We start from the raw sequence: 19,225 nt of genomic DNA, 5'->3' as shown, positions 1-19,225 counted from the left end.
TAATGAGTACTTTTGACGAACTGCAAACATCGGTGCAGGAAGCCGTTGAGATCAAACAGGGAAAAGCGCAGGCGAGCCGCATCACACGCTATAAGGTGGCCGATGTGAAGACCATCCGGGCCAATCTTCATGTCTCTCAAGCGGAGTTTGCTGAAGCTATGGGAACCAGTGTGGATACCATCAAAAGCTAGGGAAAACGTCGCAACCCTACGGGCCTTGCAGCCAAAGTGTTAGCTACGATTCAGGACAACCCAGTATTCTTTAATGAGCTTGCTTCGCGCTAACTTGGAAATGGTGGGCCCAGTAGGACTTGAACCTACGACCAAGGGATTATGAGTCCCCTGCTCTAACCAACTGAGCTATAGGCCCGAAAAGCGTGCATATAATAGCGAATGTGCGGGGGTGAGGCTACCCCCTTATGAACGTATCTTCATGCAGGAATGGCACTTTTTGCAGGTTTGCGGGTCTTGAAGGGAGTTCTTTATGCGGAGACGCGCTGTGAAAGCTTTAATTGCCTTAGTTCCATTGCTGTTGGCGGTACCCGTTCAGGCTGATTGGCAGCTTGATCCTGACCAGTCGCGCGTAGAAGCGACCATTACCCAGACAGATGGCGCGACCCCGCAAGCGCATCACCATCAGGTGCGCAATTTGCAGGGTGATATTTCACCGGATGGCACGCTGCGTTTGCCGCTTAAATTAAGCCAGACCGATCTGCTTTCGCGCTTTAATGACCTGCCTCCCTGGGCCGGGCTGCTGACCAATACCACGCTGGTCACTCTGACGGCACAGATGCCGCCTGAGCGGCTGGATGCGCTGGATATTGGCGAATCACTGGTGGAAACGCTGACGTTTCGGGTGCAGACCGATGCGGTTAATCAGCAGGAATCGGTACCGTTACGCTTTACCCGCGAAGGCGTCGATCAGGTGCGCGTAACGCATGCTGAGCCATTGGCGCTGGATGGCAACGCGTTAATGGCCAATGGCACGGTACGCACCATTTTATCGATGTTGGGTTATCAGCAGATTGATGAACACGTGCCGGTCACTCTGAATGCCCTGCTGATAAACCGTTAGCCTTTTCCCTACTCTTTACAGACACAGTCTGCCCCCTCAGGCAGGCTGCTGGGTCCGGCGAACATTGGCAAGCAGGGGGCTTCCCGTATCCGGGTCAGTCAGCAGGGTGCACTCCACTTGGTAAAGCTTGCGTACTAGCTCGGGCGTCACTACCTTGTCGGGAGCGCCCTGAGCAACAATTTTTCCATCGCACATAGCAATCAAATGATCGGCATAACGGCAGGCGCTGGCCAAATCGTGCAGTACCATCACCACGGTTCGCCCGTGGCCTGCCAGGTGGCGGACCAGCTCGAACACTTCGATCTGATGGCCTAAATCCAGCGCGGAGGTAGGCTCATCCAGCAGAAGAAGCGGCGTTTGTTGGGCAATGGTCATGGCGATCCAGGCGCGTTGGCGCTGCCCGCCGGAAAGTGCATCAATGGGCCGATCAGCTAGATCCTCAAGGCCTGCGGCCAGGAGGGCATGCTGCACAACGCGCTGGTCCTCTGCTGACCATTGGCGAAGCCAACCCTGATGCGGCTGACGACCAAAGCGGATCAACTCAGTGACCGTCAAGCCTTCTGGCGCGACCGCCTCCTGGGGTAGCAACGCCAATTGCGTGGCAAGCTGGCGCGACGGCAGGCGCTGAATATCCTTGCCGTCTAAAAGCACGCTACCGACATCCGGCTTATGCAAGCGCGCCAGACCCGACAGCAGCGTTGACTTGCCACAGCCATTAGGCCCCACAATGGCCGTTACCTTGGCACTTGGTAGACTGACATCCAGGCCATCAATTACCCGCCGCGCGCCGTAGCCCATACTCAACGCCTCGGTAGCCAGCGTCGGCGGAGTTCGAAAATCGTTCATGCGTGGCTCCGTTGCGGGCGCATCAAAATCCATAAAAGCCAGGGGCCACCAATAATCGCGGTGACAATTCCCACCGGAAGCTCAATAGGCGCCAGCAGTGTGCGCCCTACCAGGTCAGACAGCACCATTACTAACGCGCCTGCCAACGTAGCAGCAACCACCGGCACATGGCGCGGAGTAGACAGCGCCCGCGCAATTTCAGGGCCGATGAGCCCCACCATGCCCACAGGTCCGGCAACAGCTACGGCCAGTGCCGTTAAAGCCACTGAGAGCAGCAATATTTGAATGCGCCGTGCACTCGTGTTGATTCCCAATCCGCTGGCCGTGGCTTCTGAAAACCGTAAAACGGTTAATGAGCGCGCCAAGGTTAGCGCTACCACAAAGCCAAGCGCCAGGCCAATGCCCAGCAGTTGAACCGAGCCACCGGAGCGGGCATTCAGCGAACCTACTGTCCAGGGGTAAGCGGCATTGGCGGTATCAATCGCTACCCGTGCCAACAGCAGCTGGGTAATGGCGCCGAAAACAGCCCCCACGCCAATGCCCGCCACGATAAAACGATAGCCCTGAGTGCCGCTGCCTGCGGCAAGCCCAAAGGTCAGCACGGCGGCAGTCACGGCGCCGGTCAACGCCATCGCCGAAGGCGCCAGTGACACGCTCATGCCCACCACCGAGGCCACCGCAAACGCAGTAGCGCCATTATCGATCCCGATAATGCCTGGTGTCGCCAGCCGGTTGCGGGCCAGGGTTTGCATGAGAATGCCGGCCAGCGCGAATGCTCCGCCGGTAAGGCACGCCGCCACAAGTCTTGGCAGGCGTAGCTCTTGCACCATAAATCCGGTCATCATATCGCCCTGCCCGGCCAGCGCCTGAACGACATCGCGCGGGTCAAGAATGACGCTACCCAGGCTGAGGTAAGCAATACAGGCGAGCATCAGCACTATCATCAGTCCACTATTAACCCAAACTGCGCGTCGCTCGATCAGGATACTGATCCCATCCCCTCGGCGCTCCCCCCACCGCCAGTAGCCGCTGGGTGGCTTTACTGGCACATCATCATACGGCGCTATTCCCATGGAAGAGTCATTGGATACCAGCGCGGCGGCGCCATGTTTTCTGAATTCAGGTTTCAACCAGCGCAGCGTCATAGGCAAGTTCATAACATCGGTAACCGGCGGGCGCGAACGGCAGCAATCAGCACAGGCGCTCCGCACAAGGCGGTCAGCACGCCGAGCGGCAGCTCAGAAGGCGACACTACCACACGCGAAATGATATCAGCCGCCAGAATAATCAAGGGGCCAATGGGTAGACAGAACCACAGGGTACGCCGAATATCCGGCCCGGCAAAGGCGCGGGCAATAAACGGCACGACCAGGCCCACAAAGATAATCGGCCCGGCAATCGCCGTGGCCGCGCCCACTAACAGAGCAACGCAAAGAACGACCAACGCTCGAATAAGCTGGGGGTGATGGCCAAGCCCAGAGGCCATGCGTTCACCGAGCGCCAACGCCGAAAGAGGCCGGGCAATCAGAGCGATAAGCACGGTACAAAACGCCATGGAAGGCAAAACGGCCCATAGGTCTTCCAGGCGACGCCCGGCCAGACTTCCAATTACCCAAAAGCGCACTTCGTCAGCGGAGCGCTGGTCGAACAGTAGAATCAGGGAGGTCATCGCGCCTAACAGCGCTGAAAAAGCCGCCCCAGCGAGCACCAAGCGTATGGGGTCGTTGCCCACTCCACGCCAGCGGGCAACGCCCAGTACGCACAGGCAGCCCACCAATGCGCCCACCTGGGCGACTGAAATACGTAAAGAGGCCGCACTGGCACCAAGCACCAACGCAAGCGCCACGGCGAAGGCAGCCCCGGCACTTACTCCCAGCAAACCGGGTTCGGCAAGCGGGTTGCGCGCCACCGCTTGTAACAGGGCCCCGGATACGCCCAGCGCCATACCCACGGCGATGCCGATCAGAGTACGTGGTGCACGCAGCTCCCACACCACGAAATACGCCTCGCTGTCCTCACTACCCAACAGCATCGAAAACGCCTGGGAGGGCGAAACGGAGCCCGCGCCAACGAGTAGACTAACGACACTCACCGCCACAAGGGCGGTGAGTAGTAATACGAGCAGCGTACGCTGTTCAAGACGCTGCGGTATGAAGGCAACCTTCACGGCAATAAGGCTTCTTCAATATCGTCAAGAATAGCTTGAGCGGCCAAGGGGCCTGATGCACTGCTCCAAACTTGCCCATTGACGGGAACTACATGGCCCTGCTGCACCACGTTCAGGCGGGTAAAGGCGCTGCTTTGCTCGGCGGCGTCCAGGGCCTGCTGCCCTTCTTCGTTAAGTGTGGCAAGAAACAGCCAGTCGCCATCAATTAGCGAGAGGTTCTCAAGGCTCAGTATATCGCTATGCGCACTGCCTTCTTTGACCAGGCCTTCGTCATCAACTGTCAGCCCCGTAGAAGCAAGAACGCCAGTCGAGAACAGTTCAGACGACATGACCATCGGGCCTGCCGGCATCCAGCGCACGATATAAGCGGTACCGCCCACATCGGCCTCGCTGAGGCGCTCATTAAGTTCAGCGGCGCGCTGCTCAACGGCTTCAAGCGCCTCAACAATCTCGGCTTCTTTACCCAGCGCCTTCCCGAAAAGGCGTGACTCGTCTTTCCAGCCTTCCTGTGAGAAGCCTGTGGTATTGGGCACAACCGTGGGGGCAATGCGTGAAAGCAGACGGTACTGCTCTTCGGGGAGTTGGGGAGCAGCAAGAATCAGATCCGGCTCCAGGCGAAGGATGGCTTCAATATTGGTTTCACGAGCAACACCGACCATTTCCAGCAGGCTGGTATCGATATGCTCACCGATGTAAGTCGCCACCTCATTGCCGCCACGCGTAGCAATCGCCCCAATCGGCGTGACACCCGCCGCGACCGACGCATCCAATGCGCCTTCATAAAGCGTGACGATACGCTCTGGTGCATCAGGCACGTCCACTTCACCAAACGCAGTATCCAGCTCCCGCGCTTGCGCATTGGCAGCCAAGCTACTTAACAATACACCGGTCAGGCTAAGGCGCAGTACGGTACGCAGCATTGTGAACCCTTACTGTTAATTTATTTCTTTAATAGTAACGATTCTCAAAATCAAACGCATCCATATTTCAGAGAAATTCATAGAATTTTTCGTTCCATTTATAGCAACGCATAAAGCCACCTCTTACGTTGCTTCTATTGCAACATAACGTTCCTTGATATTAACTCGCGCATGGGAACTTTTCTTCTTAGAATTCTTGCCTCATTTGATAATCAATATCATTAGCGGATAAGTCATAAACAAGGGGATCGCAATGTCACGTTTTACTCGCAACGCTTTAACCAGCGCCGTTGCTCTTGGACTTGCTGCTGGAGCGGCCAATGCTCAGGAGAATACTCAGCTTAATAATATGGTTGTTACCGCCGCTGGGTATGAGCAGTCGTTAAATAGCGCCCCTGCGAGTATCTCTGTAGTAACGCGAGAAGAATTAGAGCAAAAGCAGTTTTCCAACATTGCCGAAGCCATTGCCGATGTACCGGGCGTTGATGTGCGTTCCGGCACCGGTAAAACCGGCGGGTACAATATCTCCATCCGCGGCATGCCGAGTGCTTATACGCTGATTCTGATCGATGGTCGCCGCCAGAATACCTCCGGCGATGTCACGCCCAACGGTTTTGGTGAGACCTCCACCAGCTTTATGCCGCCGCTCTCGGCCATTGAGCGCATCGAAGTTATTCGTGGCCCCATGTCCACGCTTTACGGGTCGGACGCCATGGGCGGCGTTATCAATATTATTACCCGGCGCGTCGGCACCGACTGGGCAGGCTCTGTTACGGTCGAGAACACCTTCCAACAGGATCGCGATGCGGGCAATGATTCAGCGATCAATCTCTATGCTTCCGGCCCGCTTGTGGAAGATACCTTGGGCCTGCAGCTTCGCGGTCGGGTATATGATCGCGACAGCTCTGAGCGCATGGTAGAAAACAGCGTAGGACGCGACCCGCGCCCCTCAGAAGCGCGCATCTACTCGATTGGTGGACGCTTAAACCTTATAGCGGACGATACCAACGAACTGTGGCTGGACGCCGAGCGCTCCCGCCAGGTTTACGACAACTCAGACTGCCGCCTGGGCAGCCTAGATGGCTTAAACCGTAACGACTGCGCAACACCCCAGCCAGGCGCCACATTCGGCTATGAAGATGAACTGCGCTTTAACCGCGACCAGATTGCCGTAGGACACACCGGCCGCTATGCCGCAGGCACCCTGGAGAGTAGCGTTACTCACAACTTTACCGAATCACTTGGCCGCACACTGCCAGCGGGCAACGCGCCCGACTACGGCTATGTCGCTCAGGGAGGCGAATCACGCCTTCTGGAAAACCGCGATATCGTGGTCGACAGCAAATTTGTTGCACCGCTGGATGACCACATGGTGACCGTTGGCGGCCAGTACATTGATGCCGAACTCAAGGACGGCACGGCAGGTAACGAGAAATTCACTCAGTCAAGCTGGGCAATGTTCCTTGAAGATGAGTGGTTCCTGCGTAATGATCTGGCGCTGACACTGGGCGGGCGTTACGAGCACCATGATGCCTTTGGCGGTCACTTTAGCCCACGTGGCTATCTGGTCTGGGAAACCACTGATAACTGGACACTGAAAGGCGGCATTAGCCAGGGCTACAAAACACCCACGCTCAACCAGCTCCACGACGGCATCAATGGCTTCACCAATCAGGGTCAGGAGATCAGTCTCGGCTCTCCCGACCTCAAGCCTGAAAAAAGCACCAACTATGAGTTGGGCGCTATTTACAACAACCTCGATGGCTTCTCTGTAGGTGCCACGGCCTTCTTCACCCAGTTCCGTGATCGCATCGCCGATGGCGATGCCCTGCCCAACTGCCAATTCATCGATTCCAATGGTAATCAGCCGTTTGCCAATGCCGCTAACTGCTTGAGCGTGGGTAACTTCACTCAGCAGGACAGCTTCGGTCAGTCGGTCAATGTTGACCGGGCGGAAACTCGCGGTGTTGAACTGACCAGCAGCTATCAAATTGCGCCTGCCTGGACGATCAGCGGTGGTTATACCTATACCGACACCGAAGTTACTTCCGGCGAGAATGAAGGCCAAGCACTCACCAACGCGCCCAAGCACAAGCTGACTGCCGATCTTAACTGGGCGATCAACGACCGCTGGTCCACCGCTCTGGAAGGCGAGTACTACTCTTCGCGTGAGCGCTTTAGCAGCGGTGTAACCGGATCGTCAGCCGCTCTGGTCGATCAACTGGGCAATACCCTGAAAGGTTACACGCTGTTTAATCTACGCAGCTCCTACCAGGTTTCTGACAACGTTCGTTTGGCTGGCACCATTTATAATCTCTTTGATAAGGACTTCTCCACCTACGACACCTATCAATACGACAGCGATACTTACGTTGCCTACCACTACACCGAGACGTTCCGCTCCACTGACGGCGTTGCGCTGGATGGCCGCAGTTTCTGGGTCTCGGCAACGTATGACTTCTAAGCGAAGATAGTTCGTTCCAGAAGCTCGCAACGTTCCAGCTACTGTTTCAATACTGACTTAATGCCCCGGTCCAGTGCCGGGGCTTTTTTTAGCATGCCTTATAAAAAAAGCGGCTATCTGCTGATAGCCGCTTCTACTTTTATATACGCTATACGTGGTTAGAAAGAGACATTAAGCCCTAGCCAAAGGCGTCGGCCATCATCAACGTAGCCATACTCCTCATACGTTATACGCTCATCAAACAGGTTATAAATACCGGCACTGACTGTTGTGTTGCCATTAATCTGGTAACTAAGACCTGTATCAACAAAGGTATAAGATGGTGCTACAGTCGAACCTTGAGAGGGCCCCGTGGTTGGTTGGCTCTCTTTGCCCCGGTACGTGACCTTGGTCCATTGACTGAGTTTGCTGTCCACTTGCCAGTCCAGTGAGGTCGATACCTGATGGCGAGGCAGCTGCGTGAGCGGCTCGCCCGCGTAATCGCCGCTTTTCTGTTCGGAGTCGGTAAAGGTATAGCTGGCGATTAGTTCAAGTGCATTGTTAAGCGGCGCTGCAAAACTGGCTTCTACCCCTCGGGTAATGGCTTCATCAACGTTAACCCGGTAAGTATGGTTACTGCCAAACTGGTTAGGCTCATCGGCGCAGACACCTTCAGGGCAGGCAATACGAGTAATCTTATCGTCAAAATCGTTATGGAAGAGTGTTAGGCTGCCGCTCAAGCCCGCTTGATTGGCATACAGCAGCGCGATTTCTTTATTAAGCGATGTCTCAGGTTTTAAGTCAGGATTTCCGTAAACATCGCCGCCGCGGCTGACCTGCCCCCAATTCGGAGTGATCTCACGTAAATTGGGTGACCGAAAACCGGTTGAGACGCCACCTTTTAGTGTCCAGTCAGGTGTCATGTTCCATACACTATAAAGGCGTGGGCTAATATGGCTGCCGTACTTTTCATCGTCATCCATGCGCAGACCGCCGGTCAACGCCCAAGCATCCGTTAGCATCCATTCATCTTCTACGAAGAGCGCCCACTGACTGCCCTCAATCCTTGAGCGATCAGAAATCTGATTGGTTGTGCTATCTTCAAGGGACTCCTCTTCATAGTTCGCCCCTACCGTTAGCATATGCATACCTAGCGGAATGATGACGCTGGTTTTTGCTGTCGTGTTCGTTATCTCAATATCGCGTGATTTATTTTCACTCTGCTCGCGCTGGATGAAGGTTTCGCTGGTCCCCCAATCAAAGCGGCCGCTATGCGTCACAGCCACATGCTGATTAGTATATTCGCCGATATTATCGGTACACCCACCCCGGCAGTCCTCTGCGGGAGCCGAGCGCCCGACTAGTGAACGTCGCTCCTGCTCGGTAATACCGGCTTCAAAAGTAAAATCATGATTGTCATTGGCCGCCAAACTTAGCCGCGCCGTCAGGCTTTGCAGGCTTTTATCTTCGTAGCCATTGAGGATGTCATCTTCATCACGTTGAGAGGCACGGCCATACAGTTGAAGCCCCAAGCGGTCTTCTATCAGCGGTCCACTCAAATAAAAATTTGCTTGACGGCTATCCCCCGAGTCACTGTTTTCCTGCAAAACAGTATCAAGCTGCACATTACCGTGCCACTCGTCTGCCACTTTACGTGTGATCACATTGATAACCCCGCCAATAGCATCCGAGCCGTAGAGCGTTGACATAGGTCCACGCACAACCTCAATTCGCTCGATAGCTTGTAATGGTGGTAGCCAATCCTGCTCGAAACCGGCCGAACCATTGGGGCGAGACTCACGGGAATTCTGTGGTCGGCCATCTACCAGGATAAGCGTGTATTGCGACGGCATGCCGCGAATCGAGATATCGCTTCCATTATCACCTGCTCCACCCCCGGTTATAATAACGCCGGGCACATCGCGCAACGCATCGGTGACATTTTGATAGTGTCCGCGCTCCAGCTGCTCGCGAGATAGCACGCTAATCGAGGCAGGAGCGTTAGCTACTTGCTGCTCGAACCCAGCGGCAGTCACGACCATATTATTCAGGGCTTCAGACTGCTGGGCCATGGCAGAGCCAGCGGACATGGAGGTAATAGCGGTTGCAAATAATGTTCGGTTGAATAGGCCAGGCATTTCACTTCCTTTATTGAAAAACCATTAATAAAAAATGATAATTATTAGCATTATCATTTTAACGCCTTCGTTCCTAAAAAGGGCGGTACGTTACGTTCATCAACACGCAACCCAAATGCTAATTATTTTCATTCATGACACTGACTGGCATAATAAATTTGGTAAAGACCTTGGCGACTCCTTATGTACGACTTTGATGAACTCAACGCTTTTTCTAATGTAATGGCAACCGGAAGCCTGACGCGCAGTGCGCAAGCCATGGGCTTAGCTAAATCGACCCTCAGCCGACGCATCAGTCAACTTGAAAATCGCCTTGATCAGCCGTTACTGCGCCGTCAGGCCAATCGTCTTATTCCCACGGAAGCCGGCCTGCTTTTTCATACCTACTGTCAAGAGCTTTTAGCGTTGGCAGCCAATAGCCAGGAGGCGCTGGCTGAACTCAAGGAGGAAATCAGTGGGCAGTTGACGCTCAAGGTGCATACGTCGCTGACTAGAGGGTGGGCAAGCGAGGTCATCAATGCTTTCATACAACGTTATTCGCATATTGAGTTAACGCTGCAAACGTTAGATGCGCTACCTACATCGCCGGATAGCCACTGTGTACACGTCTGGCTTGGAGAGTTAGGCGAGTGTGGCCTTCATCAGGAGCCGGTAGGGGAACTCCATCGAGGCCTATATACCAGCCCGACTTACCGTGATGGGGCTTCATTACCCCAACATCCTGATGAGCTATGCCAGCATGATTGGGTGGATCTTCTTGGCACCACTCAAGGAGGTCTGCCCCTTCACCATGCTGACAAGGAAAGCTTTGTCTTTCATCCGCCCCGTTCACGTTTGCGTGTTGACCTGGCCATGTTGCACATGGACGCTATCGCGCGGGGTCAGGGCATTGGCGTGCTATCCCACTGGCTGGTAGAGCAGCGCGAGCATCACCACCCAGGCGACCTGATCGCCTGCCTCCCCGAGTGGTCACCCGCGGCGATGCCCATTACGCTGCTATACGCTTATGGGCACCAGCCGCGCCGTGTGCATGCCCTGCTTGATTTTTTGCGTAACAGCATTCCAGACGAATGGAAAAACCAGCACGCTAACTATTTAGGTCATTCACTTGCCAGTAAGGTGGCGAATTAACGACAATAGCCAGCCCTTGCTGCCAAGGACTATCAATGCTTGCCGAACTATTCGCCGTGATGGCCCCCGTACTTGCTGGCGCGGGGCTCGGTTTTTTATGGATCCGTCTAGGGCATCCATACCCTGTCGATTTTGTTACCCGTCTGGTTTTCAATATCGGTACTCCTTCGCTTGTGCTCGCTTCATTAGCCGGTGCGGATATCGATGCCAATACCTTTGGCCGCACCATGCTTGCCACCGCACTGGTGATCATCACGATGGGGGTAGCAACCTTTGGCGTTGCCAAACTGCTGAATCGGGATTGGCGGGTTCTATTGGCGCCCATGATGTATCCCAATACCGGCAATATGGGGCTCCCCGTCGTACTTTATGCATTTGGTAGCGCTGGCTTTGCTTATGGCATTACGGCGATGATTACCGTGTCGCTGTTTCAGTTCACCTTGGGAGCCGCCCTCAACAGCCGTGGCAACCCGCTTAAAACCCTCGTCAAAACGCCTACGGTTTACGCCATACTGATTTCCATGGTGCTGCTGCTGACCAATACGTCACTACCGCCTTGGCTTGCCAATACCGTGGGCCTCATGTCCGGTTTTACCGTGCCGTTGATGCTGATTACACTTGGCGTTTCCCTTGCAAGCATTCAGGTAAAAAACCTACGTTCAGGATTAGGGTTTAGCCTGGTGCGCATTCCCTTGGCAGCTGGCGCCGCCTGGCTGATTGCTGGGTGGCTTGGGCTTCCGCCGCTCGCGCAAAGTATTCTGGTACTTCAGATGTGCATGCCGGTAGCGGTGTTCAACTACCTGTTTGCCCAGCGGGCACAGCGTGAACCAGCCTACGTGGCAAGCCTGGTATTTTGCTCGACGCTGTTAGCCCTGTTTTACCTCCCGCTTCTTTTGGCGCTACTCATGTAACGTTAAAGGGGAACCCTGCCCAAAGGCGAAGAGTCACTGCTAGACTGGGAAATTCAGCACTTACCTTGCGGTTACCTCACCTCAAAAAGGGCTCTTTATGCATAATACAAGCAAGGCTTACATGACGTTTCGCTGGCTAACGCCCGGGTTCACTGCGCTATGCCTTGCGGTAAATGCAGGCAGCGCCCTGGCTGAGGCAGTGGGCGATGTGATCAAAACCGAGCATATCGATGTTACCCTTGAGCGTGTAGCAGAGGGTTTTGAGCACCCGTGGGCAGTGGCGTTTTTACCGGATGGCCGCTACCTGGTCAGCGAGCGCAATGGCCAATTGAATCTGGTTGAAGAAGATGGCCAATCACAGGTACTGGAGGGTGTGCCCCGTGTGAATCATCACGGTCAAGGAGGCCTGCTGGACATTGTGCTGCATCCTGATTTTGGAAACGGTAACGGCGAGCACGACTGGATCTACTTCACTTGGAGCAAGCCAGACGATAATGGCAGCCGCAGCGCGCTTTCCCGGGTGAAATGGCAAGGTGACGCACTTGGCGATGTAGAGCACTTGTTTGAACAGGATCGCGCCTCTGGCCCCGGCCGCCATTACGGCTCACGCATTGCCTGGCTAACCGATGGCACGCTGTTGATGAGCATCGGTGATCGAGGCTCTGACCCATCAAGGGCGCAGGCCAGCGATGACCACGCGGGCTCCACCGTGCGTTTGACTGAAACCGGCGGCGTGCCCGACGATAACCCTTTTGTCGATGATGCCAGCACGCTTGATGAAATATACACGCTGGGCAACCGTAATATTCAGGGCCTGGTGGTACGGCATAACGGTGATGTCTGGGCCTCGGAGCACGGGCCACTAACGGGCGATGAACTTAACCTGCTTGAACCCGGCAATAACTATGGCTGGCCCGACGTCACTCTGGGCAACGATTACGCTACCAACGAGCCCATGGGCGAAAACTCGTTGCCAGACATGGTCGACCCCCATCATGACTTTGAAATTCGCTTTGCCCCCTCAGGGCTGGCAGAAGTCAGTGGAGGCATCTTTGACGCCTGGGAAGGCAACTTGCTGGCAGGCGGGCTGAGCAGTGAAATGCTGCTGCGCTTAACGCTTGATGGCGACCAAGTAACGGAAAGCGAACGCCTTCTTGAAGGGCAGATAGGACGCATCCGCGATGTTCGCCAAGGACCAGACGGGGCTATTTACTTGCTAACCGACGATAGCCAAGGCAGCCTCTACCGCTTGCTCCCTGCAGCACAACCTTAACATGTTTAATAATGGCGCCTTTCAATGATGAAATGCTTAACACCACCATGGATGCAGCATGCGACTTCGTAATTTAATTATCCTAACCGTCATCGTACCGCTGTTTGTTGTCTTGGTGGTGTTCAGCCTTGTGGCGATCAAGTCGCTGGAAGACAATGTCCGTTCCAAATTACAGACCGAAGTTGAAATTATCACCCGGGCGCTCAGCACTTCATTGAGCTATGCCGTCGCCCGGGACAGCCCTACCCCGCTTGAAGAAGCTCTTCAGTCGGCGTTTTCGTTTCATCGCATTTACGGCGCTTACGTGTTCGACCTGCAAGGGCGTGAGGTGTATGGGCTAGGCCTTGGCAAGGATCTCTTTACTGCCGAGGAGATACGCCAGGTGATTGAGCGTGATGACCTTTATAGCAACTACCGCCAGCATGAAGGCTGGACCTACTACTCCGCTATTACCCCACTGCGCACGCAAGACGGTACCGTGCATGGCGTGCTTCAGGTTAACCGGCTGAATACTGGCATCGAAAATTACACCGGTTTTATCAGTGTGGTGGCCGTGCTTGTGTTTGTCATTGGTGCTGCTGGCATTGTGTTCAGCATCTGGTGGGGGTTCAGACGTTTCATAGAGCGCCCGCTTAACCGCTTGCTGCACGTTATGCTGCTGGTTGAAGATGGCGACCGAAGCCAGCGTGCTACCATAGAAGGCCCTGCCGAGTACCGCCGGCTTGCCTCAGGTCTGAATGGCATGCTGGATGCCATGGCGGAAAAAGATCGCGATATCGAGGCGCGTCAAAACCGCGAGATGGAATTGGAAAAACGCCTGCGCAAGTCTAAAAAACTGGCTGAGCTAGGCGTTCTGGCCGCCGGAGTCGCCCATGAAATTGGCGCCCCGCTGACGGTCATCAATGGCCAGGCCCAGAGGCTGGCGCGACGCAATGTCATAGGCGACGATGAACGAGCAAAGCTTGGGCGTATTCGCGGTGAAGTGGAGCGTATTGTAGAAATCGTCCGCCAGCTGATGGAATTAGGTCGTCAGCACAATGTCGAAAAGGGCGAACTGGCATTAGACCAACTGATCCAAAGTGCTAGTGACTTGGTAGAAGAGGAGCTGGAGCCACGAAATATTCGACTGGATATTGATCTTCCCTCCCCTACCCCCCATTTATTGGCCAATGGACAGCAAATTGTTCAGGTGCTTACCAACTTGTTGCGTAACGCCGCTCAAGCACCTGATGTAAGCCACGTTCGCGTGTGCGCTCGGACAAATAACCATGAATTGACGCTTTATGTAGAAGATAACGGGCCAGGTATTCCTGTCGACAATCATCAGCATGTTTTTGACCCCTTTTTCACTACCAAGCCGGTGGGTCAAGGCAGCGGCCTGGGACTCTCCATGGTTCACCGTATTATCAATGACCACGGCGGTACGATTGGCGTGTTTAACAGCGCTCTTGGCGGCGCTGGATTCGAAATCACGCTTCCCCTTAGTGAAACCGCATCCGCTTGAGGACAACATTTGTGACCCATCAGGAACACCCTTTACCTTTGCTGATTGTGGAAGACGACCCCGCTATACGAGAGCTTTTAGAAGAAGAGTTGAACGATGCGGGCTATCAGACACTTGGCGTGCCCAGTGCTGAGGAGGCGATCGCTCTGCTAAGTCATACGCCTGTGGCGATGATGATTACCGATGTACGCTTGCCAGGGATGACTGGTATTCAGCTTTTACAACAGGTTCGTCAAAGTGGCAGCGAGCTTGGAATCATTGTTATTACAGCCTTTGGTACTATCGATCAGGCGGTTGAAGCGCTCAAGCTGGGTGCTAATGACTTCCTAACCAAACCGCTTGATCTGGACGCCATTCGTGAAGCGGTCTTTCGGGTACTGGAACGCCAGCGCCTATCGCTTTCACACGATACGGAGCTTAGCCACTTTCATGGCATCGTGGGTAAAAGTGATGCCATGCAGTCGCTATTTCATGACGCCTCCCGTCTGGCTAAAAGCAATGCACCCATTCTTATTCTGGGGGAAAGCGGCACCGGCAAGGAGCTTCTGGCCCGCGCAATACATCAGGAAAGTCCGCGCCATGACGCTCCTTTTGTGCCCGTCAACTGTGCCAGTATCCCCGCTGACCTTATGGAAAGCGAATTTTTTGGCCACGTGAAAGGCGCGTTTACCGGAGCCAACGAAGCGCGTAAGGGTCTTTTTCAGACAGCTCAAGGTGGCAGCCTGTTTCTGGATGAAATTGGTGAAATGCCGATTAACCTGCAGGCTAAACTGCTGCGGGCGCTTCAGGAAAAGACCGTGCGTCCGGTAGGCGGCGAGCGTGAAGAAACCGTCGATGTGCGTATTATTGCCGCAACCCACCGCAACCTGGACAAAGAGATCGAACAGGAAAGCTTTCGTAGCGACCTGTTCTACCGTCTGGAAACCTTCTCGCTTCGAATTCCGCCTTTGCGCGAACGAGGCAGCGATATCGAGCATCTGATTTTTGCCCTGATTGATAAACACTCAGAGGCGCAGAATAAGCAGATTGAGCAGATCGAGCCCGATGCACTCAACAGCCTGCTTCACTACTCCTACCCCGGCAACGTGCGCGAGCTGGAAAATGCCATCATGCGCGCGGTAACGCTGAGCGAAGAGGGTATTTTACAGTACCAGGACTTGCCCGAGCGGCTGCGGGAACACTCACCGCAAGACGCTGGCGTTGAAATTACGCCAACCTTGAATGGTGAAATACTACCCGGCACCCAGCTACCTGCGCCTGCTCCTACCCGCTGGCCAAGCCTTGAAGAGGTGGAAAAGCGCTATATTCGTAAAGTACTTGAAGCTACAGGTGGAAATAAGCGCCGTACAGCGGAGCTGCTGGGAATAGCGCGAAGAACGCTCTATCGTCGGCTTGAAGACAGCGATGAGTAAGTGAACCAACCCATTTAAAAGGCCAGATCAGCAATCGCTCATCTGGCCTTTTTCACTTAATGGACCTTTTTTACTTAATGGATCAGGTGCCATCTTCTGTTGGCGGTATACCATTGTTATCGTCATTTGCCATCGGCCCCTGGTTTAGCGGCTCTTCAGGCTCAGGTTGAGCATTTTCATTCGGGGGATTATCTTCTCCGCAGCCTACCAATAAAACCGTACTGAAGGCACAGATGAAGGCCAGTAATAGTGCCTTGATGCGATATTTATTCAGTATCACCATGCCGCTCTCCTTTGCTTATCATAGTGGATATGAGTATTCACCCTTATCAACATAGCCAAGCCCCCTGGTGTTGCAAGGCGCTGACCGATATTAGGCAAATAAGGAATCAAAGATAAAAAAACCCCCGCAAGCGCGGGGGGAAGGATGATAAACCGTGTGGAGCAGCCGCAGGGAACGAACAGCTGAAGCGGCTTATCATCGTAGGGATCGTTGAACGGTTACTGGCCGCTAGTTAGCTCGTCATCATTTTCTTCATTGGCGCCTGGCATCGGGTCCGTACCCTCTCCAAATCCGGGCTCTTCATTTACTGGGTTCTCACGAGCTTCGTCCTCAGGCTGCATAGACTCTTGCGGAACGGGTGCATCATCAGCTGTTGAGCCTGCTTGGCCTGTAGGGGAATTACCGGCAGGTTCCTGAGTGACTGTGTCATCTGTCTCGAGTGGCGAAACTGCACCTTGGTCCATAGATTCAGGCTGCTGCGCAGGCGGCATTTCTTCTTCGCCATTGTCACCACAGCCTGCAAGGAGAAGAACACTTGCAGCCGTAGCTGCCATGCACAGTGAAAGTATACGCGGGCGTTTCATTTTTACGTTTACATGCTTGTCCATAAATTCTACCTCCATGGCGTCCTGTGCAAATATCCTGAACTGCTATCCTATACTCTGCATGCATCACACCAATTCTTGAAATTAATCAATAAAGCACTTTAAAAACAGTTACCTATTAAAAAAATAAAATACTGACCAAGACCGTAGCCCGGGTAAAAAATGGCACATGTGGCATTTGTTGGCAGCGTTGAAAGAGGCGTTGTGACACAACCAATGCATTTATGTATAATATTTTCTAATAATTAACTATTAAAAAACTATTTTTTATTTATGAGTACTTTGTGTGGCTGCTTTTTATAGCAGGCATTGAGTAATGAAAAGCGGTCACACAAAGTGCCTACTACTAATAAAAGGCATAGCCAATGGTTGACCAGCGTCCTGTTAAAATTAAAGTACGCGGCTTGAGTAAGGTATTTGGCAAACAGCCGAAAAAAGCCTTGGCGCTACGCGACCAGGGATTAAAGCGCTCTGATATTCTGGAAAAAACAGGTCAGACGTTGGGTCTTTCCAATATTTCCTTCGATGTTTATGAAGGTGAGCTACTGGTCATCATGGGGCTTTCGGGCTCGGGCAAATCTACCCTGATTCGTTGCCTCAACCGCCTGATTGATACCACGGAAGGCGAAATCATCATTGATGGGGAGAATATTCCTACGCTAGGCGAAAAGGCTTTATTAGCATGTCGCCGTCGGCATTTTTCCATGGTATTTCAAAATTTTGCGCTCTTCCCCCACCGCACGGTGCAGCAAAACGCCGAGTTTGGCCTGGAGATTCGAGGTATTGCCAAGGCAGAGCGCAAGCAGATCGCCCATACCGCTCTTAAACAGGTAGGTCTGGAAGGTTGGGAGGATGCTTACCCTAATCAGCTCTCTGGTGGTATGCAGCAACGCGTTGGGTTGGCGCGAGCACTTGCCAACGATGCCAGCGTACTGTTGATGGACGAAGCCTTTTCGGCGCTTGATCCTTTGATTCGTAAGGATATGCAGCAGGAACTTTTGCAGCTTCAAACCAGAATGCAGAAAACGACCGTCTTTATCACCCACGACTTAGACGAAGCACTTAATATCGGTGACCGCATCGTGCTGCTTAAAGATGGCGAAGTGGTCCAAATAGGTACCCCAGAAGAAATTCTCACTCAACCTGCCAATGACTACGTGCGCCGTTTTATCGAAGGCGTAGACCGCTCACGCGTGTTAACCGCCGCAAGCGCCATGCGCCCACTGCGCACCACGGCGCGAGATAGCGACGGCCCGCGTACTGCGCTGCATCGCATGCGCGAGCATGCGCTTGATTCCATCTACGTGACTGACCGTGACCGTCAATTACTTGGCCTGCTTGAGGCGGAAGCCGCTAACACTGCCATTCAGGAAGGTGCTGAAAGCATTTCCGGCTACCTGACCCAGGACTTTTGCAAAGTGCCACCTGATGAGCCCTTGCATCATCTGTTTACCATGTTTAGTGAAAAGAGCTTTCCCATTGCCGTTATAGACGAACAGCATCGGCTGCAGGGCGTTGTGGTGAAAGGCGCCGTACTGGATGAACTGGCCAAAGCAGGAGAGCAGTAATGGAAATCCCTCGTCTTCCTCTGGGCAGTTGGATCGAAACCGGCCTTAACTGGTTAACAAGTGAGTACTCGGTTGTTACTCGGGGTATTTCGCGCTTTACCCAAACCGGTATCAACAGCTTGAACGATGGCTTGATGTGGCTGCCGGAATGGGCGCTTTTGGCCATTATCGCCCTTCTTTGCTGGAAACTTTCCGGCCCCCGGCTTGCCATTGGTGGCGCGGCAGGCCTGGCATTAATCTGGAACCTGGGTCTTTGGAACCCGATGATCGAGACCTTGACCCTGGTGGTCATTGCAACGCTGGTAGCGGTCATTATCGCGCTTCCTGTTGGCATTGCAGCCGCGCTGTCAGAACGGCTTTACCGCGTGATCATGCCGGCCCTCGATTTTATGCAGACCATGCCCGCGTTCGTTTATCTAATACCCGCCATCCCGTTTTTTGGTATTGGCTCGGTATCGGCCATTTTTGCCACGGTAATATTCTCCATGCCGCCCGCCATCCGCTTCACAACGCTGGGTATTCGCCAGGTGCCTGTTGAGCTGATTGAGGCCGCCGACTCTTACGGCGCGACCCGTAGTCAGAAGCTGTTTAAAGTGCAGTTGCCGCTTTCGCTACCGACGGTAATGGCAGGTATCAACCAGACCATCATGCTGGCCCTCTCCATGGTGGTTATTGCTGCCATGATCGGCGCGGATGGTTTAGGCAGCGAAGTATGGCGTGCCATCCAGCGTCTTCGCCCCGGCGACGGTTTTGAGGCAGGTATTGCGGTCGTTATTCTGGCCATGCTGCTGGATCGTTTGACCCAGTCAGTTCGCAAAACATCCAAATAGGCTGACCACAGCCTTTAGAGAGCACCATGCACGTCGAGTTAAGCGCACTATCAGCCTGCTTGACTTGATGGGATTGATTTTCACGACCATGCTGAAATCGCCTAATACAATTTTTATCAA

17 protein-coding genes and 1 tRNA gene are annotated in these 19,225 nt (G+C 53.9%); 10 read left to right on the top strand and 8 right to left on the bottom strand.

The window, feature by feature from the left end; translation table 11 throughout:
- The first annotated feature begins 2 nt into the window (after positions 1 to 2).
- Positions 3 to 191, top strand: coding sequence for a NadS family protein (gene nadS, locus ELY25_RS10420; protein WP_236995698.1), 189 nt, complete (start codon positions 3 to 5; stop codon positions 189 to 191).
- Positions 192 to 292: 101 nt separating this feature from the next.
- Here nadS and ELY25_RS10415 read toward each other — a convergent pair.
- Positions 293 to 369, bottom strand: a tRNA-Ile gene (locus tag ELY25_RS10415).
- A gap of 129 nt (positions 370 to 498) precedes the next feature.
- Between ELY25_RS10415 and ELY25_RS10410 the strand changes: the two genes are divergently transcribed.
- Positions 499 to 1,074, top strand: coding sequence for a hypothetical protein (locus ELY25_RS10410; RefSeq protein WP_236995697.1), 576 nt, complete (start codon positions 499 to 501; stop codon positions 1,072 to 1,074).
- A gap of 36 nt (positions 1,075 to 1,110) precedes the next feature.
- Here the strand turns inward: ELY25_RS10410 and ELY25_RS10405 are convergent, their stop codons facing one another.
- From ELY25_RS10405 to ELY25_RS10390, 4 genes are all read right to left on the bottom strand, one after another.
- On the bottom strand, positions 1,111 to 1,920 hold the full coding sequence (locus ELY25_RS10405) for an ABC transporter ATP-binding protein (protein ID WP_126951220.1): 810 nt from the start codon (positions 1,918 to 1,920) through the stop codon (positions 1,111 to 1,113).
- Positions 1,917 to 2,993, bottom strand: coding sequence for a FecCD family ABC transporter permease (locus tag ELY25_RS10400; protein WP_422822378.1), 1,077 nt, complete (start codon positions 2,991 to 2,993; stop codon positions 1,917 to 1,919). Before ELY25_RS10400 ends, ELY25_RS10405 begins: the two co-directional genes overlap by 4 nt.
- Before the next feature lie 80 nt (positions 2,994 to 3,073).
- A complete protein-coding gene (locus ELY25_RS10395; protein WP_126951218.1) occupies positions 3,074 to 4,087 on the bottom strand; it encodes a FecCD family ABC transporter permease in 1,014 nt (337 codons plus the stop codon).
- Positions 4,084 to 5,007 (bottom strand): ABC transporter substrate-binding protein, encoded by a 924-nt coding sequence (locus ELY25_RS10390; protein WP_126951217.1) that lies wholly within the window; start codon positions 5,005 to 5,007, stop codon positions 4,084 to 4,086. Before ELY25_RS10390 ends, ELY25_RS10395 begins: the two co-directional genes overlap by 4 nt.
- A 253-nt stretch (positions 5,008 to 5,260) precedes the next feature.
- Here ELY25_RS10390 and ELY25_RS10385 point away from each other — a divergent pair, with 253 nt between their 5' ends.
- Positions 5,261 to 7,471, top strand: coding sequence for a TonB-dependent receptor domain-containing protein (locus ELY25_RS10385; protein WP_126951216.1), 2,211 nt, complete (start codon positions 5,261 to 5,263; stop codon positions 7,469 to 7,471).
- Positions 7,472 to 7,629: 158 nt separating this feature from the next.
- Here the strand turns inward: ELY25_RS10385 and ELY25_RS10380 are convergent, their stop codons facing one another.
- Complete coding sequence (locus tag ELY25_RS10380; protein ID WP_126951215.1) at positions 7,630 to 9,588, bottom strand: ligand-gated channel protein; 1,959 nt, start codon at positions 9,586 to 9,588, stop codon at positions 7,630 to 7,632.
- A 183-nt stretch (positions 9,589 to 9,771) separates the two neighbouring features.
- Here ELY25_RS10380 and ELY25_RS10375 point away from each other — a divergent pair, with 183 nt between their 5' ends.
- The 5 genes from ELY25_RS10375 (at position 9,772) to ELY25_RS10355 (ending at position 15,819) form a co-directional block, all read left to right on the top strand.
- Positions 9,772 to 10,719, top strand: a complete 948-nt coding sequence (locus ELY25_RS10375) for a LysR family transcriptional regulator (RefSeq protein ID WP_126951214.1) — start codon at positions 9,772 to 9,774, stop codon at positions 10,717 to 10,719.
- 35 nt (positions 10,720 to 10,754) lie between these two features.
- The gene (locus ELY25_RS10370) at positions 10,755 to 11,630 is read left to right on the top strand and encodes an AEC family transporter (protein WP_126951213.1); all 876 of its coding nucleotides are present in this window, start codon (positions 10,755 to 10,757) and stop codon (positions 11,628 to 11,630) included.
- Between the two features lie 97 nt (positions 11,631 to 11,727).
- Positions 11,728 to 12,903 (top strand): PQQ-dependent sugar dehydrogenase, encoded by a 1,176-nt coding sequence (locus ELY25_RS10365; RefSeq protein WP_126951212.1) that lies wholly within the window; start codon positions 11,728 to 11,730, stop codon positions 12,901 to 12,903.
- Positions 12,904 to 12,961: 58 nt separating this feature from the next.
- On the top strand, positions 12,962 to 14,407 hold the full coding sequence (locus tag ELY25_RS10360; protein WP_126951211.1) for a sensor histidine kinase: 1,446 nt from the start codon (positions 12,962 to 12,964) through the stop codon (positions 14,405 to 14,407).
- An 11-nt stretch (positions 14,408 to 14,418) separates the two neighbouring features.
- Positions 14,419 to 15,819: a sigma-54-dependent transcriptional regulator gene (locus ELY25_RS10355; protein ID WP_126951210.1), complete on the top strand. Its 1,401-nt coding sequence runs from the start codon at positions 14,419 to 14,421 to the stop codon at positions 15,817 to 15,819.
- 82 nt (positions 15,820 to 15,901) lie between these two features.
- Here the strand turns inward: ELY25_RS10355 and ELY25_RS10350 are convergent, their stop codons facing one another.
- Positions 15,902 to 16,102: a hypothetical protein gene (locus ELY25_RS10350; RefSeq protein WP_126951209.1), complete on the bottom strand. Its 201-nt coding sequence runs from the start codon at positions 16,100 to 16,102 to the stop codon at positions 15,902 to 15,904.
- 218 nt (positions 16,103 to 16,320) lie between these two features.
- Positions 16,321 to 16,710 (bottom strand): LptM family lipoprotein, encoded by a 390-nt coding sequence (locus ELY25_RS10345; protein ID WP_126951208.1) that lies wholly within the window; start codon positions 16,708 to 16,710, stop codon positions 16,321 to 16,323.
- A 362-nt stretch (positions 16,711 to 17,072) separates the two neighbouring features.
- Between ELY25_RS10345 and ELY25_RS10340 the strand changes: the two genes are divergently transcribed.
- Positions 17,073 to 18,275 (top strand): quaternary amine ABC transporter ATP-binding protein, encoded by a 1,203-nt coding sequence (locus ELY25_RS10340; protein WP_126951207.1) that lies wholly within the window; start codon positions 17,073 to 17,075, stop codon positions 18,273 to 18,275.
- Positions 18,275 to 19,105, top strand: a complete 831-nt coding sequence (locus ELY25_RS10335) for an ABC transporter permease (RefSeq protein ID WP_126951206.1) — start codon at positions 18,275 to 18,277, stop codon at positions 19,103 to 19,105. The genes ELY25_RS10340 and ELY25_RS10335 overlap by 1 nt, the downstream gene beginning before the upstream one ends.
- The last annotated feature ends 120 nt before the right edge of the window (positions 19,106 to 19,225 follow it).

This window comes from Vreelandella populi (assembly GCF_003989825.1).
Classification (GTDB): domain Bacteria; phylum Pseudomonadota; class Gammaproteobacteria; order Pseudomonadales; family Halomonadaceae; genus Vreelandella; species Vreelandella populi.
The sequence above is the reverse complement of the archived record's forward strand: the minus strand, read 5'-3'. Positions and strand labels throughout refer to the sequence as shown.